The 12,977-nt window shown below is 64.2% G+C and carries 11 protein-coding genes, 1 tRNA gene and 1 pseudogene; 9 read left to right on the top strand and 4 right to left on the bottom strand.

Going from position 1 to position 12,977, the window contains the following annotated elements; genetic code table 11:
* The first annotated feature begins 8 nt into the window (after window positions 1–8).
* The 9 genes and pseudogenes from clpS to KDD17_RS12790 all read left to right on the top strand — a co-directional run bounded on the left by clpS (window position 9) and on the right by KDD17_RS12790 (window position 7,551).
* The gene (gene clpS / locus KDD17_RS12830; protein ID WP_212704021.1) at window positions 9–347 is read left to right on the top strand and encodes an ATP-dependent Clp protease adapter ClpS; all 339 of its coding nucleotides are present in this window, start codon (window positions 9–11) and stop codon (window positions 345–347) included.
* Window positions 348–350: 3 nt separating this feature from the next.
* Window positions 351–1,343, top strand: coding sequence for a class I SAM-dependent methyltransferase (locus KDD17_RS12825; protein WP_212704020.1), 993 nt, complete (start codon window positions 351–353; stop codon window positions 1,341–1,343).
* A 28-nt stretch (window positions 1,344–1,371) separates the two neighbouring features.
* The gene (locus tag KDD17_RS12820) at window positions 1,372–2,172 is read left to right on the top strand and encodes an SDR family NAD(P)-dependent oxidoreductase (RefSeq protein WP_212704019.1); all 801 of its coding nucleotides are present in this window, start codon (window positions 1,372–1,374) and stop codon (window positions 2,170–2,172) included.
* A gap of 33 nt (window positions 2,173–2,205) precedes the next feature.
* Complete coding sequence (gene hemF / locus KDD17_RS12815; RefSeq protein ID WP_212704018.1) at window positions 2,206–3,093, top strand: oxygen-dependent coproporphyrinogen oxidase; 888 nt, start codon at window positions 2,206–2,208, stop codon at window positions 3,091–3,093.
* Between the two features lie 84 nt (window positions 3,094–3,177).
* A tRNA-Met gene (locus KDD17_RS12810) sits at window positions 3,178–3,254 on the top strand.
* Window positions 3,255–3,637: 383 nt separating this feature from the next.
* Window positions 3,638–4,666, top strand: coding sequence for a TRAP transporter substrate-binding protein (locus tag KDD17_RS12805; protein WP_212704017.1), 1,029 nt, complete (start codon window positions 3,638–3,640; stop codon window positions 4,664–4,666).
* 52 nt (window positions 4,667–4,718) lie between these two features.
* The gene (locus KDD17_RS12800; RefSeq protein WP_212704016.1) at window positions 4,719–5,228 is read left to right on the top strand and encodes a TRAP transporter small permease; all 510 of its coding nucleotides are present in this window, start codon (window positions 4,719–4,721) and stop codon (window positions 5,226–5,228) included.
* A 3-nt stretch (window positions 5,229–5,231) separates the two neighbouring features.
* A pseudogene (locus KDD17_RS12795) lies at window positions 5,232–6,547 on the top strand (TRAP transporter large permease).
* Between the two features lie 104 nt (window positions 6,548–6,651).
* On the top strand, window positions 6,652–7,551 hold the full coding sequence (locus KDD17_RS12790) for a helix-turn-helix transcriptional regulator (RefSeq protein ID WP_254796794.1): 900 nt from the start codon (window positions 6,652–6,654) through the stop codon (window positions 7,549–7,551).
* A 183-nt stretch (window positions 7,552–7,734) separates the two neighbouring features.
* Here KDD17_RS12790 and KDD17_RS12785 read toward each other — a convergent pair whose 3' ends face one another.
* The 4 genes from KDD17_RS12785 to KDD17_RS12770 all read right to left on the bottom strand — a co-directional run bounded on the left by KDD17_RS12785 (window position 7,735) and on the right by KDD17_RS12770 (window position 12,933).
* On the bottom strand, window positions 7,735–9,417 hold the full coding sequence (locus KDD17_RS12785) for an ABC transporter substrate-binding protein (protein ID WP_212704014.1): 1,683 nt from the start codon (window positions 9,415–9,417) through the stop codon (window positions 7,735–7,737).
* Window positions 9,418–9,744: 327 nt separating this feature from the next.
* A complete protein-coding gene (locus KDD17_RS12780; RefSeq protein WP_212704013.1) occupies window positions 9,745–10,959 on the bottom strand; it encodes an amidohydrolase family protein in 1,215 nt (404 codons plus the stop codon).
* Window positions 10,946–11,755, bottom strand: a complete 810-nt coding sequence (locus KDD17_RS12775) for a division plane positioning ATPase MipZ (protein ID WP_212704012.1) — start codon at window positions 11,753–11,755, stop codon at window positions 10,946–10,948. The genes KDD17_RS12780 and KDD17_RS12775 overlap by 14 nt, the downstream gene beginning before the upstream one ends.
* A gap of 128 nt (window positions 11,756–11,883) precedes the next feature.
* Window positions 11,884–12,933 (bottom strand): sodium-dependent bicarbonate transport family permease, encoded by a 1,050-nt coding sequence (locus tag KDD17_RS12770; RefSeq protein WP_212704011.1) that lies wholly within the window; start codon window positions 12,931–12,933, stop codon window positions 11,884–11,886.
* Between the last annotated feature and the right edge of the window lie 44 nt (window positions 12,934–12,977).

Raw genomic sequence — 12,977 nt, 5'->3', positions numbered from 1 at the left:
GAGCAGCAATGCACCTTGATCCGATCACCATGGCCGGCCCTGACGACGGTGACGACACCGAACTGCTGACCAAGGTCAAGCCAAAGACCAAGCGCCCGCCGCTCTACAAAGTGATGCTGCTCAACGATGATTTCACGCCGATGGAATTTGTGGTGCATGTGCTTGAGCGGTTCTTTGGTCTCAATCACGCGCAGGCGTTCGAGATCATGCTGACGGTGCACAAGAAGGGGTTGGCGGTTGTCGGTGTCTTCAGCCACGAGATCGCCGAGACGAAGGTGGCGCAGGTGATGGATTTTGCCCGCCGTCACCAGCACCCCCTGCAATGCACCATGGAAAAAGAAGAGTAACCAATGCTCGATAGACGCTTGCCGCTCGCGCTGGACGGCGGTGGGCTGGATGTGCCCGGTGAGGGTCGCATTGCGGTCTTTGGCCCGCCCGTGGATGCCGATCTGGACGGTCTCGACCCCGAGCGGATACAGATCATCGACGGCTTCCGCCCCCATGTAGATGCCTGGGCTGCGCGCGGATTTGATACCGTGCAGGTGGGCGAGGGGCCCTATGCCGCTGCGCTTGTCTGCCTGCCGCGCGCCAAGGCAGAGGCGCGCGCGCTGATCGCTGAGGCCTGCGCACAAAGCGCGGGACCGGTGGTGGTCGACGGACAAAAGACCGACGGTGTCGACAGTATTCTCAAGGCGATGAAGGACCGTGTGACAGTGCACGGCCCCATCACCAAGGCGCACGGAAAGCTGTTCTGGATCGACGCCCCCGCTGCCGACTGCTTTGACGATTGGGTGCAGGGCCCGGCGATGACCGAAGGTGGATTCTGGACCGCACCGGGGGTTTTCTCTGCCGACGCGGTCGATCTGGCCTCAGCCCTGCTGGTGGATGCGCTGCCCGACACGCTTGGCGCGCAGGTGGCCGATCTGGGCGCGGGCTGGGGGTTTTTGTCGGCGCATATCCTCACGCGCGAGGCGGTCGAGGCCGTGCATCTGGTCGAGGCTCAGCATATCGCGCTGGAATGCGCCAAGCGTAACGTCACCGATCCGCGCGCCACATTTCACTGGGCCGATGCCACCGATTGGACGCTGGCGCACAGGCTCGACACGGTGGTGATGAACCCCCCGTTTCATCAGGGGCGCGCCGCTGAGCCGCAGATCGGGCAGGCGTTTGTCGCCGCCGCCGCACGGCTGCTGGCGCCGCAGGGCCATCTTTGGATGGTGGCGAATCGCCATTTGCCGTATGAGGCGGAACTGGCCACGCTTTTTGCGCAGGTCGACGAGATTGGCGGTGACGCCCGTTTCAAACTGTTCCACGCATCGCGGCCCCTGCGCAAACGCCGCTGACCCCTTTCCCCAGACGCATAGGTTTCCCATGTCCTTTTCCATCGCCGGCAAAACGGCAATCGTGACCGGAGCCGCCAACGGCATTGGCCTGTCCATCGCGCGCGGCTTTGCCGACAAGGGCGCGAATGTGATGTGCGCCGACATCGACGAGGCGCGGCTAAAGGAAGAGTTGGGCGATCAGCGTGACGAGGGCAACATCCGCTTTTTCGCGGGGGATCTGCGCCAGCGGCTGACGATTGCCAATCTGGTGTCGGCCACCATCGACGCCTTCGATCAGGTCGATATTCTGGTGAACGCCTCGCGGCAGGTGATGGCCACCGATGCGATGGATGTCGAGGATACCTCGGTCGAGACGCTGTTGGACCAGAACCTGATGACCGCCCTGCGCCTGTCGCAGCAGGTCGCGCGGCGCATGATCAAGCAGGCCGACAATGAGGGCGAGGGGCAGATCGGCGCGATCATCAACCTCAGCTCGACCACGGCACACCATACCCAGCCAGAGCTGATGGCCTATTCCATCGCCGCCGCCGCGCAGGATCAGATGACGCGCTCTCTGGCGCTGGCGCTCGCGCCGCACCGCATCCGCGTGAACGCGGTGGCGTTCGGCTCGGTCATGTCCGCATCGCTCAAGGCGAGCGTGGCCGAGAACCGTGAGTGGCGCGACGACATTCGCGCCCACACTCCCCTTGGCCGCATCGCCGCCCCCGGGGAGCTGGTCGAGGCGGTGCAATTCCTCGCCGCCGAAAGCTCCAGCTTTATGACCGGAGAGATTATGGTGGTGGACGGCGGGCGCTCTTTGTTGGATGCTGTCAGCGCGCCCGCACACTGACGGGTGATCGCGTAGCCTGACAGAGACGACCCTATGACCGCTTTTGAGACCGAAAAGTCCCGCGCCGCCGCGTGGTTCCGCCAGCTGCGCGACGATATCGTCGCGGCTTTCGAGGCGCTGGAGGACAGCCACGACGCGGGTCCGCTGACCGACATGGCGCCAGGCCGGTTCGAGGTGACGGATACCAAACGCACCTCGGACGACGGATCGGACGCGGGCGGTGGCCTCATGAGCGTGATGCGCGGGGGCCGCGTGTTCGAAAAGGTGGGCGTGAATGTCTCACAGGTCTACGGCACGCTGGGCGAACGTGCGCAAAAAGCCATGGCCGCGCGGGGCGTGCCCGGCATGGCGGACGATCCGCGCTTCTGGGCGTCGGGCATCAGCCTTGTGGCGCATATGCAAAACCCCCATTGCCCCGCCGTGCACATGAACACCCGCATGTTCTGGACCCCCGGCGCGTGGTGGTTCGGCGGCGGCTCCGATCTGAACCCCTGTCTGGAGTACGACGAGGACACCGCGCATTTTCACGCCACGCAAAAGGCCCATCTCGACCCCCACGGGGAAGAGATCTATCCCAAGCTGAAGGCATGGGCGGACGAGTATTTCTACATCCCGCACCGCCACCGTGCGCGCGGTGTCGGCGGGATTTTCATGGATGACCGCAACACCGGCGATTGGGAGGCGGATTTTGCCCTGACCCAAGACATCGGTCGTGCTTTCCTGCCCGCCTACGTGCCACTGGTGGAAAAGCGCCGCGCCGATCCGTGGGGCGAGGCCGAAAAGGACGCGCAGCTGGTGCACCGCGGGCTGTATGCCGAATACAACCTTGTCTACGACCGCGGGACCAAATTCGGACTTGAGACCGGGCATGACGCGAATGCAGTGCTGATGAGCCTTCCCCCGCTGGCAAAGTGGATCTGAGCGGGAAAAACCGGGGCCAGCCGTCGCGAATGCGCCAAAAGGCGGTTGACCCCGGCGCAGACCTGCCCTAATGCACCGAGCGTTGGCGTTATAGCTCAGTTGGTTAGAGCGAACGACTCATAATCGTTAGGTCCCTGGTTCAAATCCAGGTAACGCCACCACATTTCCCTGTTGTTTCGCTCTAGTTATGTGAGCGCTTTTTGCGCGCAGCTGACTGACGCGCGTCTGCTTCGCAGCCACGCTGAGTCCCTGGTTCAAATCCAGGTAACGCCACCACATTTCCCTGTTGTTTCGCTCTAGTTATGTGAGCGCTTTTTGCGCGCAGCTGACTGACGCGCGTCTGTTTCGCAGCCACGCTGAGTCCCTGGTTCAAATCCAGGTAACGCCACCACACATCTCCCCCGCAAACCACCTTGTAAAGTGTGCGCATACCCGGCGCATGTCGGCTTGGCGGCCCCGTTTTGCCCCGTGACAACAGGTCCGTGTGGGCCTAACCTCGGGCCTGTTCGTCGGCGCGAAAGACGTCGCACTAAGGGAGAATACCATGAATTTCACACGTAAATCCGTGCTGGGCCTGATCGCCGCCACGCTGCTTGCACCGCTGCCTGCGGCCGCGCAGGACGTCACGCTGCGCTTGCACCAGTTCCTGCCCGATCAGGCAAATGTACCCAACCTGATCCTCTACCCCTGGGCCGACCGGGTCGAAGAATCCTCCGGCGGCGCGATCAAGATCGAACGCTACGGCGCCATGCAGCTGGGTGGCCGCCCGCCCGAGCTGATGGATCAGGCCATTGACGGCGTTGCCGATATCGTCTGGACCGTGGTCGGTTATACGCCGGGTCGCTACCCCTCGACCGAAGTGTTCGAATTGCCGTTCATGATGTCCGACGCGCGTGCGATGTCCTCGGCCTATTGGCAGATGTTCGAAAAGCACATGAAGGATACCGAGTTCAAGGACGTGAAAATCCTCGGCACATGGGTGCACGGCCCCGGCCTGATCCACGTCGACAAAGAGGTGCAGACCCCCGCCGACATGAACGGCCTCAAGATGCGCGGCGGCTCGCGGCTGGCGAATGCCTTGCTGGAAAAGGTCGGATCCTCCCCGGTGGGCATGCCCGTGCCGGCGATCCCCGAAGCGTTGAGCAAGGGCGTCATCAACGGCACCACGATCCCGTGGGAAGTGACCGGCGCGCTCAAGATCCCGGAGCTGGTGGATTATCACACCGAATTCGAAGGCAACGCGCTCTATACGCTGACGTTTGTTCTGGCGATGAACAAGGACCGCTACGACAGCCTTACGCCCGAGCAGCAAAAGGCGCTGGATGACAACTCCGGCCTCGACTTCTCGATCCTTGCGGGCGGCACCATGCAGGACGCCGATGCGCCCGCGCGTCAGGCCGCCGTTGATGCGGGCAACACCATCACCACCGTATCGGGCGATGCGGTCGAGGCGTGGCGCACCGCAGCCCAACCCGTCTATGACGAATGGCTCGCGGATATGGAAAGCAAGGGTATCGACGGTCAGGCCTTGATCGACGAGGCGAAATCGCTGATGGACGCCTACGAGAACTAAGCCCACAGTCCCGCGTCGCATGTCCGGCGCGGGACCTTTCAGAGGCCACGCCATGCACCGTTTCATTCGTTTTCTCGCGCACGCCAGCGCGCTTGTCGGCGGGGCGGTTCTGATCGTGCTTGTGGCGATGACGACCCTATCGATCCTTGGCCGCTCGACCGGGATCGGAGAGATCACCGGCAATTACGAAGTGCTGGAGGCCGGGGTCGCCTTTGCCATCTTTGCCTTCCTGCCGATCTGCCAATTCTACGGGGCGCATGCGACGGTCGATGTGTTCACGATGCAGCTGCCCGACCGCGCCACCCGCGTGATCGCGGCCTTTTGGGAGATCGTGCTGGCGGCGGTCATCATCCTTCTGATCTGGCGCCTCTACGGCGGGTTGGAGCGGGTCTATGGCAACGGGCAGACCACACTTTTCCTGCAATTCCCGGTTTGGTGGGGATACGCGGCGGCCTTTGTCGCGGGCGTCATCGCCTGCATCGTCGCGGTTTATTGCGCGGCCGCGCGCGTCATCGAGGCCGCGCAGGATCGCGCGATCCTGCCGTCCGAGCATGAGGTCTGAGCGATGAGCAATCTTGAGCTTGGGTTCTGGTCGTTCCCCGTGCTGCTGCTGATGATCTTCCTGCGCGCGCCGATCGGTCTGGCGATGATGCTGTGCGGATTTGGCGGCTGGTACATGGCGATGGGCGGCAATCCGACCCCGTTGCTGGCGAAGCTGAAGTCAGAGACCTACACGACCTTCTCCAGCTATTCGCTGTCGATCATCCCGCTGTTTTTGCTGATGGGCCAGTTCGCCACCCTCTCGGGGATGAGCCAGGCACTGTTCCGCGCCGCCGAAAGCTTCCTGGGTCACCGGCGCGGCGGGGTGGCGATGGCCGCCGTGGGCGCCTGTGCGGGGTTCGGGGCGATTTGCGGCTCGTCGCTGGCGACGGCGGCGACAATGTCGAAAGTCGCGCTGCCCGAGCTGAAACGCTACGGCTATTCGGGCGGGTTCTCGACCGCGACGCTGGCGGCGGGGGGCACGCTGGGCATCCTGATCCCGCCCTCGGTCATTCTGGTGATCTATGCCATCCTGACCGAGCAGAACATCGCAAAGCTGTTCCTTGCCGCCTTCATTCCCGGCATCCTCGCCGCTTTGGGATATGTGCTGACAATCTCGGTCTACGTGCGGCTGAACCCCGATGCGGCGGGCACGCGGCCGCCCGTTCCGATGGCAGAGCGGTTCGCTGCCCTCGGGCGCACCTGGCCCGTGGTCGTGATCTTTCTGGTCGTCGTCGGGGGATCTACGCCGGTTGGTTCACCCCGACCGAAGGCGCGGCAGTTGGTGCGGCGGGGACGGGGCTGGCCGCACTGTTGTCGGGCAGTCTGGGCTGGGCCAAGCTGCGCGAAAGCCTGATGGGCACCGCGCGGACCACGGCGATGATCTTTTTCATCGTTCTGGGGGCTGCGTTCTACAACGGGTTTCTGGCGCTGTCCGGCGTGCCACAATTCATGGCCGATTGGGTCGTCGGCCAGGGGCTCAGCCCGTGGCTCGTGCTGGTCATCATTCTTACGTTCTACCTGATCTTCGGCTGCCTCATGGACAGCCTGTCGATGATCCTGCTGACAGTGCCGATCTTCTTTCCCGTCATCTCGGCGATGGATTTTGGCATGTCGGCGGAGCATGTGGCGATCTGGTTTGGCATTCTGGTGCTGATCGTCGTGGAGGTAGGGCTGATCACTCCACCGGTCGGAATGAACCTGTTCATCATCAATTCGATGGACCGCGAAACGCCGATGACCCAGACCTACCGTGCGGTGCTGTACTTTATCGGCTCCGACATCCTGCGGGTAATTATTCTTGTGGCCTTTCCGTCCATTACCCTGTTCCTGCTGCGGTAAGCGCGCTGTATCCCACGCGGGCCGGGCTGCGACAAAACGCAACTTTTGCGGTACTTTGCGCGAAAAGCCTTTGGCGTTGGGCTTTGCTGGACTAGGTTATGGGTATGGATAATTCTGACGCCAAATCGCAGACAGACCTGACCAAGCAGGCGCTTATCGAGCGGCTGGCAAGGCGCGTGCGCGATGTGCGCCGCCAAAAGGGTCTGCCCCGCCGCGTCCTGTCGGAGCGCTCGGGCGTTTCACCGCGCTATCTGGCACAGCTCGAAGCGGGGGAGGGGAATATCTCCATCGCGCTTCTGGAGCGGGTGGCCCGCGCGCTGGACGTCGAGATCGAGACCCTTATCGCCAAACACGTGCCTGCCGAGCCGCAGGCGCAGCGGATCGCGCGGCTGTATCAACGGGCCGGCGCGGATGTGCAGGCGCAGGTGCAAAAGCTGTTGGGCGCGAACGCCCCCGCCGGGGTGAAGGCCGGGCGGATCTGCCTTCTGGGCCTGCGCGGCTCGGGCAAGACCACACTCGGCCGTATGGCGGCGGAGGCGCTGGATATCCCCTTTGTCGAACTCAATCGCCTGATCGAGGAGGAAACGGGGATCCCGCTGGCCGAGGTGCTGTCGCTTTACGGGCAGGAAGGCTACCGCCGCCTTGAGACCGAAGCGCTTGATCGTGTTGCACGGCGTACCGCGCCGATGGTGATCGCGGTCTCCGGCGGTTTCGTCGAGGAAGAGGCGCCGTTTGCCCGCCTTCTTGAACGGTTTCACACCGTCTGGCTGCGCACCACCCCGTCAGAGCATGTCGAGCGGGTGCGCAACCAGAGCGATCTGCGCCCCCTGCGGGACGAACCCGATGCAACGGCGCGCATCAAGATGCTGATGCAGACCCGCGCGCCGCTCTACGCCCGTGCGGAGGCAGAGCTGGACACGTCCAACCAGACACCGGAAGCGACGCTGAAAAAGCTGATTGGCCTGATCCGCGCGCGTGATTTCATGGGCGGCGGGCTGGACTGATCCCGTCTGGAACATCGCGCGGGCGACAGTCGGGGGCAGGCGCCACGTCAGCAGGACAATTCGTATCATCTGAACGGTGGCAAGCCCCGTAAGTAGTCCCTCGGTTTCCAGATCACGGGGCACCCGCCACAAAAAAGGGCCGCGCGTTGCGCGGCCCTTTCGTGTTTCACACCCGAAGCGGGATCAGGCGTCGCCTGTCCACGCCATCCGTGCGGGATGGTATTCAAAGCTGATGTGATGCTCCGCACCGGTCAGCCCCTCTTTGGTGTGGTTGTAGAGGGAGCGCCAGTAAGGCTGGATCGTCACACCTTCCTCGAGGATCATCGCTTCGCCCTTGGCCATCAGCTCGCGGCGCTTATCCACGTCGGCAGTTGCCAAGGCTTCGGCAAGAAGGGCGTCGAATTCCGCATTCGACCAGCCGAATTCGTTCCACGCTTCGCCGGAGCGATACGCCAGTGCCCAGATCTGGACGCCCAGCGGGCGGTGGTTCCAGTTGGTCGAGGAGAACGGGTATTTCGACCAGTCGTTCCAGAAGGTCGAACCGGGCAGGATCGTCCGTTTCACCTTGATGCCCGCGTCGCGCAGCTGGGCTGCCACGGCGTCGGTGGTGTCCTTGCGCCATGCGTCGTCGATCGACATCAGCTCATGCTCGAAATCAGCCATGCCGGCTTCTTCCATCAGCGCCTTGGCGCCCGCAGGATCGTGCGGGATGCGGGGCACATCGGCGTATTCGGGGTGCATCGGGCCAACGTGGTGGTTGTTGGCGACGATACCGCGCCCGGACATGCCAAGCTCCAGCAGCACTTCGTTGTCGACGGCCATGGCGATAGCCTTGCGCACGCGCGCGTCCTCATAGGGGCGCTTGCCGTCCACTTCGGCCAGCTGGTTGGGACGGATCACGATGGTCGCAGCCGTTGCGATCTCGTGCTCGACCCAGCCGTCGAGGCCGGACATGATGTCGATGAACTCACCTTCCATGGAGTAGAACGCGTCGACTTCCTCGGCCTCGGCTGCAGCGATCCAGGCGGCGGGGTCGGTGCCGTAGTCGATGTATTCCAGACGGTCGATGTACGGCCCGCCGTAGACCTCGGTGCCCCACCAGGTGTGCTCTTCGTTCTTCACGAGCACACCCTTCACGCCCACTTCGAGCGTTTCTGGCAGGTAGGGGCCGGTGCCCACAGGGTTGTCGACCATATTGTCGGCATCGAACGAGCTGTGCACGATTGCCGCCGGATAGTCTGCCATGCCCGCAATCAGCGTGATGTCGGAGACGGGCAGGTTCAGCTTGACCGTGTGGCTGTCGACGACTTCGATCGCGCCTTCAATGGCCTGTTCTGTGTCGGCATCGATCAGCGAGGCAAAACGGCCGGCCATCGAGTTACCTTCAAGCGACTTGTCGCACCAGCCGGTGATGTTGCGCGCCACGTCCTCGGCGGTGAAATCATCGCCGTTGTTCCACTTCACCCCCTTGCGGACGTTCAGCGTATAGACCGTCGCATCGTCATTCAGCTCCCAGCTTTCCAGCAGGGCGGGAGAGAAGGTGCCGTCATTTTCGTAGATCGCCAGATATTCCAGCCACCCGCGCGAGAAGTTCGCGATCTGCGACCAGTCATAGGTGCGTGGGTCTTTCAGTGCGCGCACTTCTTGCTGCATGCGCACTGTGCCGCCCATTTTCTTGTTGGCGTGGGCCGCGGCGTTGGCGGGGGCGGGCATGCCCATCATCGCATAGGCCGTGGCGGCGGTGGCGCCGAACGAGCTGGCGGTCGCCAGGAATTCGCGGCGGGAAACTGCGTCGGTCTTGGCCGATTTGGCGCTGTCGATAACAGCTTGCGGCAACGGTGTGCCGGTGCGTGTGGTGAACGTCATGTTCTTCCTCTCTGTTGTACGAACGAAGCCCCTGCGCGGGGCGTCGCTTACATGCCGGAATTTTCCGGTTGGTGACTGCGGGTTATGGCTCCCGCCTGTTAATGCGATTGCGTGGAAAGGTCTCCCCGCGCAGGCACTGCGCAAAGATCAAACGATAAGCACGCGTCCGTCAAGCTTAACGTATTGGGCCGGATGTTACAAATCACGGGGACGCGGGGGAGGGTTTCTCCCTGAGGTTGCGCGGCATGATGCGCCCCGCCAACGAGCGACACGGCAGGGGCGCAAAATGTCGGATGCAGGCAACTCCCGCCGGAGTTGCGGCGCGCGTCAGCTCCGCGATTCTTTTGCACCTGTCAGGCGCCACAGCCGCGCGCGTCCCGAGACAAGCGTGGCGCAGTCGGCCGCGTCGCTCAGCAGCAGCTCTGACAGGGGCAGCGTCTCGACATAGCCGGGATCAAGGCCCAGTGCTTCGCGCGCGTGGGTGGTGATCATCGGTAGCCAGCGGCCCATCGGGGGATCAAGATGCGCGGCAAGGGCAGCCAGATGCAGCGCCGCCATCGGATCGAATTGCCCCATCGGGCAGAAGGCATCGTTCACGTTGTCGGACCCGGTCAGCACCCGCACCCCCGCCGCGCGCAGCTCGCGCAGGCGCGTGAGGCCGCGCCGGTCCGGCGTGCCATCGCGACGGTCTTGCAGATAGAGGTTCGTGGTTGGCAGCGCACAGACCGCAATGCCCGCGCGCGCCAGCTTATCCGCGATGCGCGCGAAGGCATCTGCGTCGCGGTCCATCAGGCTACAGGCATGACCGCACAGCACCGGACCCGCAAACCCGCAGGCCAGCGCCGCATCCGCGACCATCTCTAGCCCGTTGACGTCCCCCAGCCCTTCGTCGACGTGGAAATCCAATGCGATGCCGTGGCGTTCGGCCACGCGGAACATCTGTGCGATGCCTTCCGCGCGGGCGGGCTGATCCATCAGAAAGGCACCGAGTGCGCCGCCCACCGCCGCCACCTTCCGCGCGATCGCATCGGCGGTGGCCGGGTCGCACATCCTTTCGATATTGGTCAGCGGTGCGAGGGTCAGAGTGATATCGTCTGCGTCCTGCGCCAGATCGCGCAGCACATGCCACGACAGGGGCGGCGCAGTCTGGTCCCCCCAATCCACATGGCTGCGCAGGGTGCCAACACCGGCCGCGCGCGCCTCGGTCAGCCCTTGGGTCGCGCGGGTGCGGATGTCGTGCTCGGTCCAGTGCTGCTTGTCGGCCAGTTGCGCCTCGATCGCGGTGGCCAGATCGCCCGCGACCGGACCCATGCGCGGCAGTGTGTGGCATTTGTCGAGGTGGCAATGCGGGTCTGTCAGACGTGGGATCACCAGCGGCGCGGGGCCGTCGGCGGCGGTCAGCCCCGCAATCCGCCCGCCCCGCAGCACGGGCGCGCCGCGCTGGCAGTCGCCGTCGCGCGTGCCGCCAAAGCTGTCAGGGGCGCGCAAAAGACTGCGGGGGACCGCGATGACCCCCGGCAGGTCGCGCTCAGAAATCGGCATCGACCCCGGGCAGATCGAGCGCCTTTATCAGATCGCGCAGCTCCTGCCGTGCGGCCACGTTCGAGATGTTGAGCTGTTTGACCCCGATATCCTTGAGGTCCAGCAGGGTCAGGCCGCGCGGGAACAGCTCGCGGAAAATCACCCGTTCGTTGAAGCCGGGCGCGATGCGAAAGCCGATCCGCTTGCTGAGGTTCTGGATCGCGCGCTCCATCTTTTCCTTGTTGACCATGCGCTGCGCGCCCATGCGGTTGCGCACCACAACCCAGTCGATGGGCGGCAACCCGGCCTGCGCGCGCAGCTGCCGCGCGTTCCACACCATTTCGGAATAGACAGAGGGGCCGGTGATCTTCTCCCCGCTGGCGTCCGTGTGGGCCAGCAGGTCAAAATCGATGAAACTGTCGTTGAGCGGGGTGATGAGCGTGTCGGCAAGGCTGTGCGCGACCTGGCTCAGCCGGGTGTGCGAGCCCGGGCAATCGATGAGGATGAAATCATTGGTCGGCTCCAGCGCTGCGACAGCTGCTGACAGGCGCTGGTCATAGATGTTTTCACCGGGGCCAAGGGTGCTGGCATCCACCTCGGGCAGGTCGTGGCAGCGTGGGCTCGGCAGATCCAATCCCGCCTCCCGCAGGAAGTTGATCCGGTTCTCGGTATAGCGGCCAAAGGTGCGCTGGCGCAGATCCAGATCCAGCGCGCTGACTGTGCGGCCCATGCGCGCCAGTGCGGTCGCCACATGCATCGAAACGGTGGATTTCCCCGCGCCGCCCTTTTCGTTGCCCACGACAATGATATGCGCCATGCCTGTCGTCCCTCATGCCTACCCGCTGTTCCGCAGGATCTTGTTTGGGGCACTATATGTGGGGTTTGCGCCGTTGGAAAGCGTCAAGGTGGGCGTCGCGGCAGGGAAACCGCGACGCTGGGCTGCCCTTAAAGACCGATGGTCCGTTCGACCAGCGCAATCCACAGCGGGATCGACAGGATCGCCACAGGTGTCCCAAGCCCGGTGGAGGCACCGACATAGGAGGCCGAGTTCGCCTCTGGCAGCGCCGCCCGCATCGTCGGTGGGCCCGAAATGTCGGAGCTGGACGCTGCCATCACCGCCAGCAGCACCACGCCACCGCCCGAAAAGCCCGTCAGCTGGTGGGCGATCAGCCCCGCACCAAAGCCGATCAGCCCGTGGATCAGCGGCGCCGTCAGCCCGTAGAGGACGTAGGCGTGGGCGACCTTGCGCAGCTCTGACAGCCGCGCCCAGGCTTCCATCCCCATCACCAGCATCAGGATCGACAGAAGGCCCCGGAAGAGGGGTTCGTAAAAGCTTTGGTAGACGCTTTCGGGTCTTCCCAGCACGCCGATGGCGATGCCAAGCAGCAGGGCCGAGATTGCCGGGCTGCGCAGCGTGTCCACAAGGATGTCGCGCGCCATGCCGCCCGCGCCGCTCATGCCACCAGAACCGCCGCCGCCCACGGTGACGGTGCCGCCGCTGGTCGTCGCACTGCGCGCCGCCGACAGCCGCGCCAGCAGGATCGCGGTGACCAGCGCCGCCACATCCATGAAGGGGTAAAGCGCGCCGATGAACCCTTCGTAGCTAATGTTTTCCGCGTCCAGCATGGCCATCGCCGCAGCAAGGGTCGAGGCGGAGACCGCGCCGAACACACCCGCCGTGGCCATCCCGTCCATCGGCGCCACGCCGCGCCAGCGCGCCAGCGTCGCTCCACCCAGCAGCACGATCGCCACGCCGGCGGCCGCCGCCAGCAGGGCGGGCACCACCAGCGTCGCCAGATCGGCAGAGCGGATCGCGATGCCCGCGCTCAGCCCCACCTTGAGCAGAAGCACCATGACCACGAACTTGTAGACCGGCTGCGGCACTTCCAATCGGCTGCCAAGGGCGGCCAGCATCATGCCGCCCAGCAAAAAGGCGAGCGTGGGTTTCTGCATCTGGCTCAGGATCGTCGTCGCGATGTCGGTAAAAAAGTCCATGGCGTGCTCCATCGGGTTCAGGTCATAGGGAGGGATATGGCGCA

The sequence above is a fragment of the Sulfitobacter albidus genome, assembly GCF_018200035.1.
Taxonomy (GTDB): domain Bacteria; phylum Pseudomonadota; class Alphaproteobacteria; order Rhodobacterales; family Rhodobacteraceae; genus Sulfitobacter; species Sulfitobacter albidus.
This window is presented reverse-complemented; position numbering and strand designations above follow the sequence as displayed.

Bases quoted from the DNA above. Each gene is read 5' to 3' on its own strand.
- clpS (WP_212704021.1), top strand. From the start codon at position 9: ATGCACCTTGATCCGATCACCATGGCCGGCCCTGACGACGGTGACGAC.
- KDD17_RS12825 (WP_212704020.1), top strand. From the start codon at position 351: ATGCTCGATAGACGCTTGCCGCTCGCGCTGGACGGCGGTGGGCTGGAT.
- KDD17_RS12820 (WP_212704019.1), top strand. From the start codon at position 1,372: ATGTCCTTTTCCATCGCCGGCAAAACGGCAATCGTGACCGGAGCCGCC.
- hemF (WP_212704018.1), top strand. From the start codon at position 2,206: ATGACCGCTTTTGAGACCGAAAAGTCCCGCGCCGCCGCGTGGTTCCGC.
- KDD17_RS12805 (WP_212704017.1), top strand. From the start codon at position 3,638: ATGAATTTCACACGTAAATCCGTGCTGGGCCTGATCGCCGCCACGCTG.
- KDD17_RS12800 (WP_212704016.1), top strand. From the start codon at position 4,719: ATGCACCGTTTCATTCGTTTTCTCGCGCACGCCAGCGCGCTTGTCGGC.
- KDD17_RS12790 (WP_254796794.1), top strand. From the start codon at position 6,652: ATGGATAATTCTGACGCCAAATCGCAGACAGACCTGACCAAGCAGGCG.
- KDD17_RS12785 (WP_212704014.1), bottom strand. From the start codon at position 9,417: ATGACGTTCACCACACGCACCGGCACACCGTTGCCGCAAGCTGTTATC.
- KDD17_RS12780 (WP_212704013.1), bottom strand. From the start codon at position 10,959: ATGCCGATTTCTGAGCGCGACCTGCCGGGGGTCATCGCGGTCCCCCGC.
- KDD17_RS12775 (WP_212704012.1), bottom strand. From the start codon at position 11,755: ATGGCGCATATCATTGTCGTGGGCAACGAAAAGGGCGGCGCGGGGAAA.
- KDD17_RS12770 (WP_212704011.1), bottom strand. From the start codon at position 12,933: ATGGACTTTTTTACCGACATCGCGACGACGATCCTGAGCCAGATGCAG.